Consider the following 17,079-nt stretch of genomic DNA (forward strand, 5'->3'; position numbering starts at 1 on the left):
TTTTATGCTCGCGTCTGGCGAGCCTGATATATGTCGTCCCATATAGGCCGGTTTCGACAGCGGCTCGAAAGTTTTTCGAATCTGGCACTACGCTTCGGCGAATTTGGCTTCAGTTCGGGTGCGTTCAGGCCGGCGGCAGTCGGCCGTTGCCGATGCGCTCCATGCGGTAGCGCAGCAGCCGCAGGATGCGGCTTTCGAAATTGACGCTTTCGACGCGGTCGAACTGAAGCTGGGCGCGGTCGTGCCTGGCCAGGACAGCCGCGGTGATCGCGGCCGCCTTGGCCTTGGCGGCGTCGCAGTTCTTTTGCGGGTAGGTGGCCTTCAAGGCCTCTTCGAGTTCGCCGCCATGGTTCTTGGCGATTTCGACATGGCGCTCCTCATGGCGCTTGATGTCGGCGGACAGCGTATCCCAGAACAGCCTGACATCGGCATCGGCCTTGCGCGGGCGGCGCCACTCGGGAAGGATCACCTTCACCTTGACGGTCACCACCGCGTCGGCGATTCGGCAGGAACTCGGTGTCTGCGCATAGCTGATACGGGTGGTGAAGGCCATTTGCGTGGCGCCCGGGTGCCGGGTGCCGGTGCTTTTCACCTCCGGCCCGCGTTTGGAGAGTTGTGCCTCGATGTCGTCGAGCGTGCTGCCGCCGATGGCGAAATAGCTGTACGTCTTGACGAGATTGGCGGCAGCCGCCGGAAGCGGGGTCATGGCGAGCAGCAGCGCGCAAGCCAAGGATTGTTTCACGCACAGGGACGGTTTTTTCATGCCAAGCATGGATCGTTTCATCATGTTGCCTCTTCGACCACCTTGCTTTACGGCCGTTGCCGGCGCAATGAAATTGATCCGCCAGGGATCACACATGATTGATGAACTCCATGGTCGATGAGCAATGACGGCCAGGCGATGGCAGTTGGCGCATGGACGCCATCTCGACCTTGGCGGCAAGGCCGTGGTCGTCGGCATCCTCAATGTCACGCCCGACAGCTTTTCCGATGGCGGCCAGTTCGACGCCCCTGAAAAGGCGCTGGCCCAGGCGCGCCGCATGATCGGGGAGGGGGCACTGGTCGTCGATGTCGGCGGAGAATCGACGCGCCCAGGTGCTGCCGCGGTATCGGCCAGTCAGGAACAGGACCGCATCCTGCCTGTGATCGAAGCGCTGGCGGGCGTGAGTGAGGTGCTGATTTCGGTCGACACCTATCGCGCCGACACGGCGCGGCTGGCGGTTGCCGCCGGCGCTCATATCGTCAACGATGTATGGGGTTTGCAGCGCGAGCCCGATATTGCGCGTGTCGCCGCCGACACCGGCGCCGGGCTTGTCATCATGCATACCGGGCGGGATCGCCAGAAACTGCCGGATGTGATTGCCGATCAATTGACGTTCCTGCGAAAGTCGCTGGAAATCGTCCGCCAGAACGGCATCGCCGACGATCATATCGTGCTCGATCCCGGTTTCGGATTCGCCAAGGAGACGGCGAAGGAAAATCTCGACCTAATGGCACGCTTTTCGGAATTGCATGCACTCGGCTTGCCGCTGATGGTCGGTACGTCGCGAAAACGCTTCATCGGCACGGTCACCGGCCGTGATGCCGCCGACAGAGGGGTCGGAACAGCGGCGACCAGCGTTATATTGAGGCTCCAGGGCGCCGATCTGTTTCGCGTCCACGATGTCGCATTCAACGTGGACGCTTTGGCGCTTGCGGATGCTATGCTGGCGCGTCAGACGGACCGGGCGAGAAACTGAGCGATGTATGTCATCCGCATGAAGAACTGCGCTTTCTTTGCCCGGCACGGCGTGCTGGACGAGGAGGAAAGGCTCGGCCAGCGCTTCTATGTCGATGCCGTTCTCACCGTCGATCCGGGCCGGGCGCTTGCCGAGGATTCCATCGAGGATACGGTCCATTACGGCATTGCATTCACCGTCATTGAAAAGATCATCACCGGGCAGCGCCGTTTTCTGATCGAGTCGCTGGCGCTCGAAGTGGCCCGTGCGCTGACGGCGCGTTTTCCGCAGATAAAGAAAGCCGAGATCACGGTGCGCAAGCCGAACGCACCGGTGCCCGGCGTGCTCGATTATGTCGAGGTGACCGTTGTCTGGCCCGAATAGTACCGTTTATCTCAGCCTTGGCGGCAATCTTGGCGATCCGGCGAAATCCATGGGCGCGGCGCTGCGAATGCTGGATGCCGACGCGGATACGCGCGTCACCGGCGTCTCGTCGCTTTATCGCACGCCGCCCTGGGGCAAGCTCGATCAGCCGGATTTTCTCAATGCGGCCGCCGAGATTTCCACCGTGCTTGCACCGCGTGCCTTGCTCGACCTCTGCCTCGATGCGGAGCGCAAGCTGAAGCGGGTGCGCGAGGAGCGCTGGGGGCCGCGGCTGATCGACATCGACATTCTGGTGTTCGGCGACCGCGTCATCCACGAGACCGGGCTGGAGGTGCCGCATCCGCGCATGCTGGAGCGCGCCTTCGTGCTGGCGCCGCTGGCCGAGATCGCGCCCAGCCTGGTTGTCAGCGGCCGCAGCATCACCGACCGCCTGGTCGCCGTCGATACCTCAGGCATCGAGCGATTGTCGTCCGGCCGGGATTGGTGGCTGGCCTGAGGTCCGGACGAGGCAGTAGCCGGATCTTCAGCCAGAGAAGCCGCCACCATCCAGGAACGCCTGCTCCTGCACCGTGGTTTCGCGGCCAAGCATCTTGTTTCGATGCGGAAAACGGCCGAAATGCTGAATGATATCGCGGTGTTCGACAGCGTATTTCAGGTAGGGCTCGGCCCTGGCCTGCGTCAGCTCGACCGAAATGTCCTGGTCGGCCAGCAGTTCCGAATGCTCGTACGGCAGGTAGAGGAAAACGCGGAGTTCTTCCTCGAGTGCCAGGTCATGGCCGGCCGCGACCGCCCTCTCTGCGAAATATCTGGCGAGCGGATCGGTCGCGTACATATGGCCGGTGCCGCGAAAACAGTTCCGCGGAAACTGATCGAGCAGGATCATCAGCGCCAGCGCGCCTTCGGCATGTTCCAGCCAGTCGTCGCATTCACGCCGAGCGGCGGCATAGTGCAGGCCGAGAAAGCGGTCGCGGAACTCGGCATCGAATGCTTCGTTCTTCTCGAACCAGGCATCCTCGCCGGCATCGCGCCAGAATTTGGTGACCGATAGGGCCCGGCTGTCCAATTCCATGCATAGTTCCTTGCTCAATCGGCGGGTTCGGACTTGTGCAGCACACCCGCGGTTTCTTCATTGAGTGCCTGACCAGGCCGGCGCGGCGTGGAGAGCGGTGTCGGAATCGGCGTGCCGATATTGCCTCTCAGGAAGCGCTGTCCGGCGCGAATGCCTTCGGCAAGCTGGGTTTCGAAGCGATCGGTGTCGCGGCGCCTGACGTCTTCGATCGTTTCAGCCACGTCTTCGGGGTCGACGCCCAGCGATTCCAGTGCCGAGCCACCGAAAACAAGTGCGGATTCGAAGGTTTCGCGCAGTTGGTAATCGACGCCGGCACGAATGAGCTGCAGCGCCGTTCCACGGTCGAATGCGCGGGCCAGCACTGTGAGCAGTGGGAATTCGGCCTTGATCAGCTGGGCGATGCGAACACCCACATCGGCCTTGTCGACGCAGATCAGCACGGCGCGCGCCCGGCCGGCACCGGCGGCATGCAGGATGTCCAGTCGCGTGCCGTCGCCATAGTAGACCTTGAAGCCGAAATCGGCCGCCGCCTGGATCATTTCGACATCATTGTCGATGATCGAGACGTCGATGCCGCGCAGCAGCAGCGGCTGGCTCGCGATCTGGCCGAAGCGGCCGAAGCCAATGACCAGCACGCTGCCGGTCAGGCCATCGGCGACATCGACGCCGTCGAGCGACTGCTCGTCGCGCGGCGTCAGATAGCGCAAGGCGATGATCGCCAGCGGCGTCAGCACCATGGAGATGATGACGATCGCCGTCAGCGTCGCGTTGGCGTTGCCGTCGATGATGCCGACCGCCGCGGCCGCCGAGTAGAGGACAAAGGCGAATTCGCCGCCTTGTGCCATGAAGACCGCGCGCTCCAGGGCTTCGCGGTGGCCTGATTTCAGGATGCGGGCGACGATGTAGATACCGAACGCCTTCATCACCATGTAGGCGACGACATAAAGGGCGATCAGCCGCCAGTTCGCCGCGACCACATGCAGGTCGAGCGACATGCCCACCGCGAGAAAGAACAGACCGAGCAGGATGCCGCGGAAGGGTTCGATGTCGGCTTCGAGTTGGTGGCGGAAGGTCGATTCGGACAAAAGCACGCCGGCCAGGAAGGCACCCATCGCCATCGACAGGCCGCTGAGCTGCATGGCGAGGGCTGACCCAAGGACGACCAGAAGTGCCGCGGCCGTCATCACCTCGCGGGCACGGGCATCCGCCAGGATGCGGAAGAACGGGTTGAGCAGATAGCGGCCGGCCACCACCAGGCCGACGATAGCGGCGAGGCCGATGCCGACCTCGGTTAGCCGCTCCGACAGGCTGGTGTCGGCTCCACCGGGTGCCAGGAACGCGATCAGGGCCAGCAGCGGCACGATGGCAAGATCCTCGAGCAGCAGCACCGATACGATGCGCTGGCCTTTCGGTGCGGCGATTTCACCGCGTTCCTCGAGGAGTTGCATGACGATCGCCGTCGAGGTCAGCACGAAGCCGGCGCCGGCGACGAAGGATTGTGCGATCGGAAACCCTCCAGCCATGCCGACACCTGTCAGCAGAAGCGCGCAGACGCCAACCTGCAGCGCGCCGAGGCCAAAGATCTCGCGGCGCAGGCCCCACAGCCGCGACGGCTGCATTTCCAGCCCGATGATGAACAAGAACATCACAACGCCGAGTTCGGCGACATGAAGAATGGCTTCCGATTCGGAAAAGACGCCGAGGCCGAACGGGCCGATCACCACGCCGGCGGCCAGATAGCCGAGAATCGAGCCGAGGCCCATGCGCTTGAAGATGGGGACGGCGACGACGCCGGCAGCAAGCAGCGCCACCACCTGAACCAGATCACTGCCCGATGCTTCCGCCGCCATGCCTCTTGTCCCTGTGTCTCGCAGCACTCCTTGCATGCAGTTGGAGCGGGAGGCAAGGCGAGAAATCTGCCGGGAAAGGTAGGGTGCCGTTGCAGCGATTCCCCTGGTGGAACAACGGTCCCCGCTTGCCTGCCGGACGTTCGGCATCTATATCACGTATATGCCTGACTATTCGTCCCGGCCGTCTTCGACGCCACATATCCCGATGGATGCGCTCAGCGAAGTTTTACAAGACTTTCGCTTGAGTGGTGTCAACTATGGTCGCTGCGAGCTCCGGCACCCATGGAGCATAGACTTTCCGCAACAACAGCTGCTTCGGTTTCACTTTGTCGGCCAGGGCCCGTGCTGGATTCATACTGAATCGCAAGGCTGGCAGGAGTTGCGCGATGGCGATCTGGTGCTGCTGCCGCAAGGCATCGCCCATCGGCTGGCCAGCGCGCCGGACGTTGCAGGGGACTCGCTCGAAGGTTGCCGGGTGATCAAGTTGGGGGGCAACGTCTGCGAAGTGGTACGGCAAGGAACGGGCGCGACGAGCACCCTTTTCTGCGGCTCCATGGCCTTGGACTCCTATGCGCTCAACCCATTGATCACGTTGATGCCGCCTGTCATCAAGGGTTGCGACGTGGCCGGCAATGACCCGGTCGTCGGTCCTTTGCTGGCGGCCATGACGGTGGAGGCCTCGCAACCGCAGATGGGCAGCGCCACGATTCTGTCGCGTATGGCCGACTTGCTAACGGCCCGGCTCATACGCTGCTGGGTCAATTGCAACGGAGCCTCGACCACCGGTTGGCTCGCAGCCATCCGTGACCCCCATATAGGCCGGGCTTTGGCGGCCATGCACCGCGACCCCGGCCACAACTGGACGCTGGGAAGCCTGGCCGGCGTGGCAGGCCAATCGCGTTCGATTTTCGCCGAGCGTTTCAGTGCGGTATTGGGAGAGGGTGCCGCACACTATCTCGCCCGCCTGCGTATGCAGCTTGCCCGCGAATTGCTGGGCCAAAACGGCTTGTCGGTTGCCGAAGTCGCTACCCGTTTGGGCTATGATTCCGAGGCATCCTTCGCGCGCGCGTTCAAGCGCATCACCAATGTCTCGCCTGGCGTTGTGCGTCGCACAATTCCCGGACGAATGGATATGAATTTCGGATTCTAAGATACATATCATCCGAGCGGACTCGCCTATTTAAGACCTCCAAACTTTGGAGATCTTTCCGTGACTGACACAACATTACAGCTTGAAGACGCCGCGATTGGCCTTGATGCCGATGCACCAGCCGCGTGGAGCGCAGCCACTTGGTTCGCGGTCATTTCATTGGCGGCCACCAGCTTTGCCCTGGTGTCTGCCGAATTCCTGCCCGCAGGTCTGCTGACGCCAATGGCACGCGATCTCGGCATCAGCGAGGGGACGGCCGGCCAGGTCGTCACCGCCACCGCTTCCGTCGGCGCCGTGACGGCCATGTTGAGCAATGTTCTCATCGGCCGCTTGAACCGCAAGGCGGTGCTGGTTGGTCTCAGCGCCCTTGCGGTCGGTTCCAATATCCTGGCGGCGCTGGCGACCGATTTCTGGCTGTTGCTGTTGGGCCGGGCCGGACTGGGCATCGCTCTCAGCGCTTTCTGGGCACTTTCGGTCGCCGTCGTGGCGAGGCTGGTTGGCGCCAATGCGACAGGTCGGGGCATGGCGATCGTCACCCTCGGCGTCTCGCTTGCCACCATTGCCGCACCGTCGATGGGCGCGCTGATCAGTGACTGGATAGGGTGGCGCAGTGCCATGGCCATGACGGCGGGGCTGGCCGCGCTTGCCATGCTGCTGCAGTTTCTCAGCCTGCCGACCTTGCCCGCAACGGCAAGCAACAGCCTTGCAGATGTATTTCGGCTGACCCGGCGGCGCGGCATCCAACTCGGCATGTTGGCTATTGTTTTGCTGATGACGGGGCATTTTGCCGGCTCGGTCTATGTGCGTCCCTTCCTCGAACAGGTGACACTCCTTACAACCGGACCGATTGCCCTGGCTCTGCTCGGGTTTGGCATCGCTGCCGTGATCGGTAATGTTGCCGGCGGCCGCATGGCCGACACCAACATCCACATGGCCCTCGCAGTCACCGCAGCGTTGATGGCGGTTGCGGCACTTACTTTGGTGCTTTGGGGCTCGCATATCGGCGTTGCCTTCGGCTTCGTTACGCTGTGGGGTTTCGCCTTTGGCATGGCGCCGGTGGTGCTGCCGACCAATATGTCGCGCGCGGCGCCTGATGCGCTGGAGGCAGCGGGCAGCCTGATGGTCACCTCTTTCCAAATTGCCATCACCATCGGCGCGGTTGTCGGCGGCTATGTCGTGGACACCTATGGCGCGACTGGGCCTTTGACTCTGACTGCTATCCTTGCCGCATCGACCGCCGTCTTGGCGCTGCTGCAGCCGCGCAGCTGAACTTTGCTGCCGCTGATAAAATAGCCTGAATCCAGGCCGCCGCCGATGTTGCAGGCGCGATACACAAGTTGAGGCCGGGAACACGTTGCATCTTGCCGCAATCGAAGGCTAAGGACGCTCGGCTTCGGCCATTGGAGGGTGATCGACGATCAAGTCGCGCCCTTTTTGAGGAGATGACTGACATGAAGAAGTTTTTGTTTGTTGCCGTCGGCCTGGCGGTGCTTGCCGGTTCGGCTTGCTCGAAGGCGCCTGAGTGCACGGCGGAGATCGCGACCAAGAAGGCGCAGGACATGGCTGCAGCACTTCAGGAAGCGATTACCAAGGACCCGTCCAAAGCGGCTGATCTGACGGCCAAGGTCCAGGCGGTGACAACCAAGTATCAGGGCGCTACGACATTGGCCGACGCCTGCAAGGCCTATGACGAACTGACGGCCACGATCAAAGGCTAACGCCCTGATTCGATTGGATCAAACGAGGCGGCGACCGTTGGGTCGCCGCCTTTTCTTTTGAATTGTTCAGTTCGGCGCGATGGAGCCGACTTCGACCGCGTCGACGCGCTTCAGGCTCATGCCGATCACCGGCACCAGCTGGTCGTCGACGCGCACGGCAATAGTCACCGTCATCGAATTGTCGTCAGGGATGCGAGCCTGCATGACGCCGCGCAGCTGGTTGCGGTTGATGGTGAAGACCACCTTGCGGGGATCGACGACGTTGCCCCCGATGATGTCGAGGCCGGAACCGGTCGCGCCACCCATGAAGCTGCCCTTGTAGCCCTCACGGCCCTTGCGCTCGATCTTGGCCGACATCGGCTGGGTGAACATGCCGACCCGACAGCCGCCGTCGAGCGACATGCCGACCTTGCCGTCGGGCGTCGAGCCGGTGAAGCTGCAGTTGAACTTCGTGCCTTTGTACTTGCCGGCGACGATTTCGCCGGGACCGATCCACTTGCCTTCGGCGGACTGGAAGAACTGCTTGTCCGGCTCCGCCGCAGAGGCCACTCCGGCAATGCCGACGACTGCCGTAATCACCGTTGCCAGGGGCAGGACACTGGATAGAATTACGCTTTTCATCGACGACACCCGGCAACAAAGATGCTGTTTGGAACCCGTCTGACCATGAACAAGATTGGTTAATGCTTCGTCACCGCGGGGCCGCCGCAAAGCAGTCCGGTAACAATTCCGAAGGTCCAGACACTCCAGCCCGGCTCACTTGCCGGATGGGGTCGTTTCACCATCTTTCCTGGTTGCGAACGATGTCAGCGCCGAGAGGAAATCACCAAGTCCGGGACGCTTGGCGGCGCTGAAGGGCAGGGGTCGCGCCGTCTCCATCGCGGCAATGCCGATGCGTGCCGTCATCATGCCGTTGACGACGCCCTCGCCAAGCTTGGCCGAAAGGCGCGCGGCCAGGCCGTGGCCGACGATCTGCTGGACGAAACTGTCGCCGATCGCGATCGAGCCGGTAACCGCCAGATGCGCCAGCACGCTGCGCGCCAGGCGGAAGAAACCCAGCGTTCCCGGCCGTCCGCCATAGAGTTCTGACAGGCGGCGAATAAGCCGCCCGGCCTCGAACACGACATAGGCGACATCGACCAGTGCGCGTGGACTGACCGCCGTCACCAGCGAAACGCGTTTGGCGGCTTCGAGAATCATCACCTTCGCCCTGGCATCGAGTGGTCCGAGAATTTCAGCCTCGGCCAAGCGCACGAGATTGCCGCCGTCGATGATTTCGCCGCGCAGTTCGGCCAGCGCGCGCCGGCCGGCCGCGGTTTCGGGTTTGGCCGCGACAAAGGCCGACAATTCGTCGACGACCGATCGTGCAGCCTTGGGATCGTCGCGGGCGATCGCGTCGAGCGCACGCTTCTGCAGTTTTTCGACCTCGGCAAGGCGGGCGATCGCCAGGAACTCGCGAATCAGGATCACCATAAGCGCCAGCACGGCGATGGCAGCCATGCCCGCGGCCAGCCAGCCCAGCCATTCGGCGCGCGCGAAGAGGTCGCGTATGAGCTGGTCGGTCCACAGGCCGACAGCTAGCGAAACCAGCACGCCAAAGGCGCCGAAGAAGATGCTGCCGAGCAGTGAGCGTTTTCTGGGGGCGATCGCCGGCGGCGGCTCCGCGGCAATGATGTCAGGCTCGTCGAAGACATCGACTTCCGCCGGGATGACCATCGCGACATCGGCCTTCATCGCGCGGGGTTTGCGCTGGGCATCGGCCTGGGCACGGCGCGCCTGCGGCGCCTCTTGCCTTGGTTCGGCTTCCGGCTCGATGCGGAACGCTGCCGGCTTGCGGGGCGCAGTCATGCCAGATGATCTCCGATCAGGAACTGCAAGGCACGGTCGAGCCTGATATGCGGCAGCGACAGGGTGATACCTTCGGCCGTGCGTTCTAGCTTTGGGGGACGGAAACGGACGAAGCGGATTGCAGGGTCCGCGGCATCCTGCTTGTGATCGGCTCCCGAAAGATCAAAAACCGCATCAATTTTCTCCGGTAAATCACCGGGAAATATGGCTGTTTCAGTCTTTCCATCGAAGGTTGCGCCATTGATCTTCTCGCCGGCGATCGGCGTGCCGATAATGACTGGCAACGTCTCTCGGCCTTGCTTGACGGTGCCTTCGCGCGTCGCGCGCACCGCCGCCATGGCGACCACATCGACATCGGCGCCGGTGAAATTCGCCCGTGCCACGGCGCGGTCGGCAAGCCGCCGCACGATCGCCTGCAGCCGGTCATGGCTTTCGTGATGCAGATGGTCGGCCTTGGTCGCGGCAACCAGGATGCGGTCGATGCGCCGCGAGAACAGATCGGTGAGGAAGCTGCCCCGGCCGGGTCGGAAACAGCTGAGGATCTCGGTTACCGCGCGTTCCAGGTCGGCCATGGCGCCGGGGCCGGCGTTCAGCGCCTGCATGGCGTCGATCAGCACGATCTGGCGATCGAGGCGGGTGATGTGTTCGCGGAAGAAGGGTTTGACGACATGCGTCTTGTAGGCCTCATAGCGCCTGTCCATCATGGCGTGCAGCGACCCCGGGCGCGGACGCCTGTCGCCGATCCCGGCCAAGGGCGCGAAGGTCAGTGCCGGCGAGCCTTCGAGATCGCCCGGCATCAGGAAGCGGCCGGGCGGCAAGGTCGAAAGCGCCCGCTCGTCGAGCTTGCAGGCCTTCAGATAGGCGGCGAAGCTTTCGGCCAGGCGGCGCGCCGTCATCTCGTCGGCATCGGCGTTCGGGTCGACCCCGGCTGACAGCGCCCGCCAACTCTGCGAAAGATCCTCGCGCACCGGCAGAACGGCCATTTCGAAGGCTTCGTGCGAAAAATCGGCAAAGGATTTGCCGAGCAGCGGCAGATCGAGCAGCCATTCGCCGGGATAGTCGACGATATCGACCGACAATCTGCCGGAGGAAAACATGCGGCTCCAGCCGGAAGCCGATTCATATTCGATGGTCAGCCGCAGTTCCGAAATGGCACGCGTCGAATCGGGCCAGGCGCGGTCGTTGACCAGGGCGGCGATGTGGTCCTCGTACTGGAAACGCGGCACCGCGTCGTCGGGCTGCTGCTCGAGGAAGGCGCGGGCGATGCGCCCAGATTTCTGCGCCTCGAACAGCGGCAGGCGGCCGCCATGGATCAAATTGTGGACAAGGGCCGATATGAACACCGTTTTGCCGGCGCGGGACAATCCCGTCACGCCGAGGCGCAGCGATGGGGAAAAAAGCCCGGTGGCGCGGCCCGACAGCGTGTCGAGGGCAATCCTCGCTTCGTCGGTGAAGGTGGTCAGCGATGATGCCAAAATTTGCTCTCTCGGACTTCGGTCCGTCCGATATAGGCTCTGCAACCAGGCTTTGAAATGGCTTCAGAGATCGGCCGGCGTCAGGAACGCTTCGAGATAGCCGGTGCCTTGGGCGGCGCTGGCAAGATCGCCGTCGAAGCGGACGACCGCCAGGCCCGCGGTCGGGAACCCATGGTTCAGCGTGGCCCGCGCGGTTTCGTCGCCGTCGCCCGAAACTGCCATGGTGAGGTCTTCCATCATCGGGTTGTGGCCAATGACCAGCAATGAGCCTGATCCGCCATTGTCGCGGATAAGGTGGAGGTACCCGGCCGCGTCCGCGCTGTAGAGCGCGTCGAAGAACAGAACCCGGCCGGTGTCGGTCTGGCCGGCCAGGCCTTCCAGCGTCTCCTTGGCGCGCTTGGCATTGGAGCAGAGCGTCCGGTCCGGAACATAGAGGCGGGAGCGCATGGCGGCCCCCACCATTTCGGCATCGGCGCGGCCGGAGGCATCGAGCGGGCGATCGAAATCCCGCATGCCGGGCAGTGCCCAGCCAGCCTTTGCATGTCGCAACAGATAAAGCCTGCTCACCCAACCTCCGAATGCCGAAGCGTCCCGGGATTAGCCACGAGAACGGCGTTGCGCACAATGGCCCGTGCTCTTCAACACGGCGAATCACCCAATGCTGCTTGCTGCAAAGGTCTCTTGCGTATCGGCCCCCGGGGTCACGGCAATCTCGGAAAGCATGTGCCACCGGATCGAAAGTGTCTCGGCGAATTTTGTACCAAAGCGACCGTACGCGGCCGCAGAGACGCGTGACGGGTACTTTAACAATTGCGTGAGACAGCGGCCGATTGCGCTTGTGCAGGCGTCGGACGACGAATATATAGGCGCCAAAATTGGGGCAGTTTGGGTGAGTCGAATGAACGACATCGTTACCGCCGATTACGTACCCTCCGAAGACGAGCCGTTCATGAACGAGCGGCAGAAATCCTACTTCCGCTCAAAGCTCGTCACCTGGAAGAATGACATATTGCGCGAAGCGCGCGAAACACTGGAAATCCTGCAGCAAGAAAACGCCAACCACCCCGATCTGGCCGATCGCGCCTCTTCGGAAACCGACCGCGCCATCGAACTCAGGGCCCGCGACCGTCAGCGCAAGCTCATTGCAAAGATCGATTCCGCCCTGCAGCGCATCGACGAAGGCACTTACGGCTATTGCGAAGAGACCGGCGAGCCGATCGCGCTGAAGCGGCTCGATGCACGTCCGATCGCGACATTGTCGATCGAAGCGCAGGAGCGGCATGAGCGCCGCGAAAAAGTCTATCGCGACGACTGAAGGTCAAGGCCGGCGGCTCACGGCCGGCTGTCATCGAACGAACTCGATTCTGAAATGGCCGGTTTTCCGGCCATTTTTATTGGTGCGGCATCCACCGCTCAGGGCGGGCGAAGGCAGTAAACCCTTGATATTTGGCGCTTCGGACGAGGTGGTTCGGCAGTAGACCAGTAGACCGGCGACGATGTTTTCCGCGGGGATAGCGACCCGGCGGTTGCTCATCTCTTCTGACTGGAGAGTTCGCCGAGAAGCTTGGTCATCTCGTCGTCGAGCGACTGCGGCGCCGCCGGCTTGCCCACCGGGCCGCCCGAACGGGGCTGATCCAGCGACACTTCGAGTTCCCTCATCAGCGTGTCGTCGATGCTGTCCTGCACCGGCTGCGGTGGGGGCGGCGCGTGCCGGGCGGTGTTGGCGTTGGCGGAGCCGTAGGCAGGCAACGGCGTGACATTGGTCGGCTGATAGCTTTGCGTTGCCGGCTTCGGTGCAGGTGCCGGCGGCGCTGTTGTACGCGGGCGGGCGGGTGGCGTCGTGTTCACCGGCTGTGGAGCGGGAGCCTGTCTCGCCGGCGGCGGAGCGGGTTGCGGCGGACGCGGTCTTGCCGGGGCCGCGGCGGCCGGAACCGGCTGCAAGCCGCCATCTCCGGTCAATGCCGGCCGGCGTAGCGCCGAAAGTCGGATATCGCGCTCGACGACGACGTCGGTCGGGCCGCCGATCAGAAGCAGGTGCTCGATATCGTCACGGCGTATCAGCACCAGCCGGCGATGGCTGTCGACGGCGGTGGCATCCATGACGGCCAGTCGCGTCTTGCGGTTCCGGCCACCGGCGACGAAGGTTCCGAATGTCAGGTTGCGCACCAGCTTGATGATAACGAGAACGATAACCAGCAGGACAAGCGCTGCAAACGTCCACAACAATGCTGCGGCATAACCGGGACCTGCCACGCTATCGAGCCATTGCATTGGGTTCCCCTGATCGCCCTTGGAAGTGAAGAGACACTAGACCGTTGCAGCGGGCCACCGCAAGTTGCGTTTCACGCTGGTGAACAGCTAGAAAAACTCCGAAGCCTGGAAGACATCATTTTTATCCGACATTTGCCGCCCAGGCCTTTTCCGGACTAGGAGAATGTGATTCAACCCGCTAGGGGCGGGTGTCGGAACACCGGAATTCACGAGCAGGGGGCACATGGCCAAGGAAGCGCGCGGCGATTTCTATCCGGTACCGATCGTCGACCAGAATACGCGACCCGGCGCGGTCACCCGGCTTATCATTTTCATCGTCGTTCTGACGGGGGCGGCGATCGTCTTCGGGCTTTTCCGCGAGCGCCTCGGCGATCCTTTCCTGCTCGGCATGCTCGGCGTGCTGGCGATGATCGGCGTCGGCTTCCTGTTCGCGACGGCGATCGGCTTCGTGCAGGTCACGCCACGCTCGACAGGCGACGAACTGTCGAAATCCTTCGTCGATTCGATGTCGCAGGGGCTTCTCGTCACCGACACCAAGGGCCGCGTCGTCTACGCCAATCGCGCCTATGCGGATATGACCGGAGCATCGTCCGCTGCCGACCTGAAGACCGTCGAGGGATTGCTCTCGGATGTCCCCGAAGCCTCGGTGACGATCTATCGCCTGGCATCCGGCCTGCGCGACGGCCAGCCGGGCGACGGCGAGTTTAGGCTCGCACAGTCCATTCGGCCCGGTGCCGAGCCTGGCGCCCGCTGGTACCGGGCACGCGCCCGCGCCTTCAGCGTTCCAGGCCAGCGGCTGCCGATGCTGGCCTGGCAGCTTGCCGACATCTCGCAGGAGCGGGCCGAGCAGGAGCGCTTCTTCCTCGATCTGCAGAAGGCGATCGATCATCTCGACCACGCGCCGGCCGGCTTCTTTTCGGCCGACCAGGAGGGCCGCGTCACCTATATCAACGCCACGCTCGCCGAATGGCTGGGCATCGACCTCACCAGCTTCACGCCCGGCGCCGTGTCTCTGTCGGAGATCGTGGCCGGCGACGGCATGGCGCTGGTCCGCTCGGTCAAGGCCGACCCCGGCACCACACGCAACGCGGTGATAGATCTCGACCTGACGACCACGACGGGCGAAGCGCTGCCGGTGCGCTTCATGCACCGCGTTTCGGCCAGCCGCGAAGGATTGAACGGGCCGACACGCACGATCGTGCTCAACCGCACGCAAGGCGAGGATGCCTCTGCCGATTTGCGGGCTTCGGAAGTGCGCTTCACCCGCTTCTTCAACTCGACACCGATGGCGATCGCCGGCGTCGACCACAATGGGCGCATCCTGCGTACCAATGCGCCGTTCCTGTCGCTGTTTTCGTCTGTCGTCGATCGCGACGCCGTCGACCGTCGCGTACGGCTCGACACGGTGATCCATGAACGCGACCGGCCGGCCTTCGCGGCTGCCTTCGAGAAAGCGCAGCAGCGGCAGGCCGACATCGAGCCGATCGACACGCTTTTGCCCGGCAACGACGAACGGCACATCCGCTTCTACGTCAACGCCGTCGCCGACGGCACCGGCGGCGAGGGCGCCGAGGAGTCGGCCATCGTCTACGCCGTCGAGACAACGGAGCAGAAAGCGCTCGAAGGGCAGATGGCGCAAAGCCAGAAGATGCAGGCGGTCGGCCAGCTTGCCGGCGGCATCGCGCATGATTTCAACAATGTGCTGACTGCCATCATCATGGCGTCCGACCTTTTGTTGACCAACCACCGCCCGTCGGACCCGTCCTTCCCCGACATCATGAACATCAAGCAGAACGCCAACCGGGCGGCTTCGCTGGTGCGGCAGCTTCTGGCCTTCTCGCGCAAGCAGACATTGCGACCGGAAGTGCTCAACCTGACCGACGTGCTCGCCGATCTCAGGATGCTGCTCGCCCGCCTGGTCGGCAACGACATCAAGCTGAAGGTCGACCATGGCCGCGACCTGTGGCCGGTCAAGGTCGATATCGGGCAGTTCGAGCAGGTGGTGGTCAACCTTGCGGTCAACGCGCGCGACGCAATGCCGGCGGGCGGCGATCTCACCGTGCGCACCCGCAATGTCACCGCCGAGGAGTGCAAGGCCTTTTCCTACCGCGAACTCGCCCCGGCGGACTATGTCGTGGTCGAAGTCGAGGACACCGGCAGCGGCATCGCGCCCGACGTGCTGAAGAAGATTTTCGAACCCTTCTTCACCACCAAGGAAGTCGGCAAGGGCACCGGCCTTGGTCTGTCGATGGTCTACGGCATCATCAAGCAGACCGGCGGCTTCATCTTCTGCGATTCCGAAGTCGGCAAAGGCTCGACTTTCCGCATTTTCCTGCCGCGTCACATCGCCGAAGCGAAAAAAGCAGGCGAGCCCGGCGATGCGCCGGCGGCGCCGGCAAAGGTCGCCGATCCGGCCAAGGATCTGTCGGGCTCGGCCACGGTGCTGCTCGTCGAGGACGAGGATGCCGTGCGCATGGGCGGCATGCGGGCGCTGACCTCGCGTGGATACACCGTGCACGAGGCATCGTCGGGCGTCGAGGCGCTGGAAGTGTTCGAGGCGCTGGGCGGCAAGGTCGATATCGTCGTTTCCGACGTGGTCATGCCGGAAATGGACGGACCGACACTGCTTGGTGAATTGCGCAAGCGCCAGCCGGACATCAAGTTCGTCTTCGTGTCCGGCTACGCCGAGGACGCATTCGCCAGAAACCTCCCGGCAGATGCGCATTTCGGCTTTCTGCCCAAGCCGTTTTCGCTCAAGCAACTGGCGACGATCGTCAAGGACGTGCTGGAGTCTTAGAGCCTTTCCCATGTTCCTCCTTGCACAACGCCGTGACAACGCCATGATTGCGGGTGAAACGGCAGGAAGGCTTAGGGGAGCAACTTGTGACGCCGCACAACGAAGCGGACAAGGACGACTACGCCGACACGGTGTTGTTGCCGGGTGATCCGCAGCGTGCCGAGTGGATGGCGCGAACGTTCCTGGAAGCGCCGCGCTGCATCAATCGCCGCCGCGGCACGCTTGGCTTCACCGGGCTGTTTCGTGGCAAGTCCATCAGCATTCAGGCGACGGGCATCGGCGTTTCATCATTTCTGATCTATGCGCATGAACTGCTGGACCATTATGGCGCCCGGACCTTGATCCGCACCGGCACCTGCGGCAGCCTGACCGCAAAGGCGAAACTGCGCAGCCTTGTCATCTCACAATCGGCACAGGCGGAAAGCGCCCAGAGCGGCCAGGTCTTCGGCCTCTATGGACCCGCTGGCCCCGACCCGGCGCTTCTCGCATCGTCACTGGCCAAGGCGGTAGAATTCGGCATCGACCATCATGTCGGCCTGACGGTGTGCAGCGACATCTTCTATCACCCGGAAGGGCGCGCCCGTTTTGCCGTTGCGCGGTCGGAAGGAGCCCTGGCCGTGGACATGGAAACCAGCGCGCTCTATCGCATATCGGAGCATTTCGGAGCGCGTGCGCTGTCGATGTGTGTCGTGGTCGACAACATCGAGACCGGCGAACAGACCGACTATTCCGAGCGCCAGGAATTGTTCGCAGACATGAGCCGTCTGGCGCTCGCTGTCGCAGCAGAGAGCTAGAGTAC

At 63.1% G+C, this 17,079-nt stretch carries 17 protein-coding genes; 9 read left to right on the forward strand and 8 right to left on the reverse strand.

The genetic code is table 11. From position 1 onward, the window contains the following. Positions 1–124 precede the first annotated feature (124 nt). On the reverse strand, positions 125–784 hold the full coding sequence (locus NKI99_RS27540) for a DUF922 domain-containing Zn-dependent protease (protein WP_352440309.1): 660 nt from the start codon (positions 782–784) through the stop codon (positions 125–127). 103 nt (positions 785–887) lie between these two features. Between NKI99_RS27540 and folP the strand changes: the two genes are divergently transcribed. From folP to folK, 3 genes are read left to right on the forward strand one after another with little or no spacing between them, the layout of a single operon-like run. Continuing rightward, the gene (gene folP, locus NKI99_RS27545) at positions 888–1,739 is read left to right on the forward strand and encodes a dihydropteroate synthase (RefSeq protein ID WP_352552995.1); all 852 of its coding nucleotides are present in this window, start codon (positions 888–890) and stop codon (positions 1,737–1,739) included. A 3-nt stretch (positions 1,740–1,742) separates the two neighbouring features. After that, positions 1,743–2,102, forward strand: a complete 360-nt coding sequence (folB, locus tag NKI99_RS27550) for a dihydroneopterin aldolase (protein ID WP_023813034.1) — start codon at positions 1,743–1,745, stop codon at positions 2,100–2,102. Further along, positions 2,086–2,598: a 2-amino-4-hydroxy-6-hydroxymethyldihydropteridine diphosphokinase gene (gene folK / locus NKI99_RS27555; RefSeq protein WP_023813033.1), complete on the forward strand. Its 513-nt coding sequence runs from the start codon at positions 2,086–2,088 to the stop codon at positions 2,596–2,598. Before folB ends, folK begins: the two co-directional genes overlap by 17 nt. Positions 2,599–2,625: 27 nt before the next feature. On the opposite strand, the gene NKI99_RS27560 is transcribed toward folK, so the two are convergent. Next, positions 2,626–3,171, reverse strand: a complete 546-nt coding sequence (locus NKI99_RS27560; RefSeq protein WP_023813032.1) for a DUF924 family protein — start codon at positions 3,169–3,171, stop codon at positions 2,626–2,628. Between the two features lie 14 nt (positions 3,172–3,185). Then, positions 3,186–5,021 (reverse strand): monovalent cation:proton antiporter-2 (CPA2) family protein, encoded by a 1,836-nt coding sequence (locus NKI99_RS27565; protein ID WP_352612809.1) that lies wholly within the window; start codon positions 5,019–5,021, stop codon positions 3,186–3,188. Between the two features lie 160 nt (positions 5,022–5,181). Here NKI99_RS27565 and NKI99_RS27570 point away from each other — a divergent pair, with 160 nt between their 5' ends. The 3 genes from NKI99_RS27570 to NKI99_RS27580 all read left to right on the forward strand — a co-directional run bounded on the left by NKI99_RS27570 (position 5,182) and on the right by NKI99_RS27580 (position 7,889). Next, positions 5,182–6,171, forward strand: coding sequence for an AraC family transcriptional regulator (locus tag NKI99_RS27570; RefSeq protein ID WP_352612820.1), 990 nt, complete (start codon positions 5,182–5,184; stop codon positions 6,169–6,171). Between the two features lie 60 nt (positions 6,172–6,231). Next, complete coding sequence (locus tag NKI99_RS27575) at positions 6,232–7,440, forward strand: MFS transporter (protein ID WP_352440296.1); 1,209 nt, start codon at positions 6,232–6,234, stop codon at positions 7,438–7,440. Positions 7,441–7,622: 182 nt separating this feature from the next. Then, the gene (locus NKI99_RS27580; protein WP_027036746.1) at positions 7,623–7,889 is read left to right on the forward strand and encodes a hypothetical protein; all 267 of its coding nucleotides are present in this window, start codon (positions 7,623–7,625) and stop codon (positions 7,887–7,889) included. A gap of 66 nt (positions 7,890–7,955) precedes the next feature. On the opposite strand, the gene NKI99_RS27585 is transcribed toward NKI99_RS27580, so the two are convergent. The 4 genes from NKI99_RS27585 to NKI99_RS27600 form a co-directional block, all read right to left on the reverse strand. Further along, positions 7,956–8,510: a hypothetical protein gene (locus NKI99_RS27585; protein ID WP_127295926.1), complete on the reverse strand. Its 555-nt coding sequence runs from the start codon at positions 8,508–8,510 to the stop codon at positions 7,956–7,958. Positions 8,511–8,645: 135 nt separating this feature from the next. Further along, positions 8,646–9,737, reverse strand: coding sequence for a YcjF family protein (locus tag NKI99_RS27590; protein WP_023813026.1), 1,092 nt, complete (start codon positions 9,735–9,737; stop codon positions 8,646–8,648). Beyond that, entirely contained in the window at positions 9,734–11,212 is a 1,479-nt protein-coding gene (locus NKI99_RS27595; protein WP_352612810.1) for a YcjX family GTP-binding protein, read from the reverse strand. The genes NKI99_RS27590 and NKI99_RS27595 overlap by 4 nt, the downstream gene beginning before the upstream one ends. Positions 11,213–11,275: 63 nt before the next feature. Beyond that, complete coding sequence (locus NKI99_RS27600; RefSeq protein ID WP_352612812.1) at positions 11,276–11,779, reverse strand: SixA phosphatase family protein; 504 nt, start codon at positions 11,777–11,779, stop codon at positions 11,276–11,278. 331 nt (positions 11,780–12,110) lie between these two features. Here NKI99_RS27600 and dksA point away from each other — a divergent pair, with 331 nt between their 5' ends. Next, positions 12,111–12,527, forward strand: coding sequence for an RNA polymerase-binding protein DksA (gene dksA / locus NKI99_RS27605; protein ID WP_013531862.1), 417 nt, complete (start codon positions 12,111–12,113; stop codon positions 12,525–12,527). 215 nt (positions 12,528–12,742) lie between these two features. On the opposite strand, the gene NKI99_RS27610 is transcribed toward dksA, so the two are convergent. After that, positions 12,743–13,483 carry a hypothetical protein gene (locus NKI99_RS27610; protein WP_352440300.1) on the reverse strand — a complete coding sequence of 247 codons (741 nt, stop codon included), beginning with the start codon at positions 13,481–13,483 and terminating at the stop codon, positions 12,743–12,745. Between the two features lie 223 nt (positions 13,484–13,706). Here NKI99_RS27610 and cckA point away from each other — a divergent pair, with 223 nt between their 5' ends. Both cckA and NKI99_RS27620 read left to right on the forward strand, forming a co-directional pair. Then, positions 13,707–16,280: a cell cycle histidine kinase CckA gene (gene cckA / locus NKI99_RS27615; RefSeq protein ID WP_023813021.1), complete on the forward strand. Its 2,574-nt coding sequence runs from the start codon at positions 13,707–13,709 to the stop codon at positions 16,278–16,280. A gap of 86 nt (positions 16,281–16,366) precedes the next feature. Continuing rightward, positions 16,367–17,074: a purine-nucleoside phosphorylase gene (locus NKI99_RS27620; RefSeq protein ID WP_352612813.1), complete on the forward strand. Its 708-nt coding sequence runs from the start codon at positions 16,367–16,369 to the stop codon at positions 17,072–17,074. The last annotated feature ends 5 nt before the right edge of the window (positions 17,075–17,079 follow it).

Source organism: Mesorhizobium sp. M0239, assembly GCF_040321815.1.
In the GTDB taxonomy this organism is placed as follows: Bacteria; Pseudomonadota; Alphaproteobacteria; order Rhizobiales; family Rhizobiaceae; genus Mesorhizobium.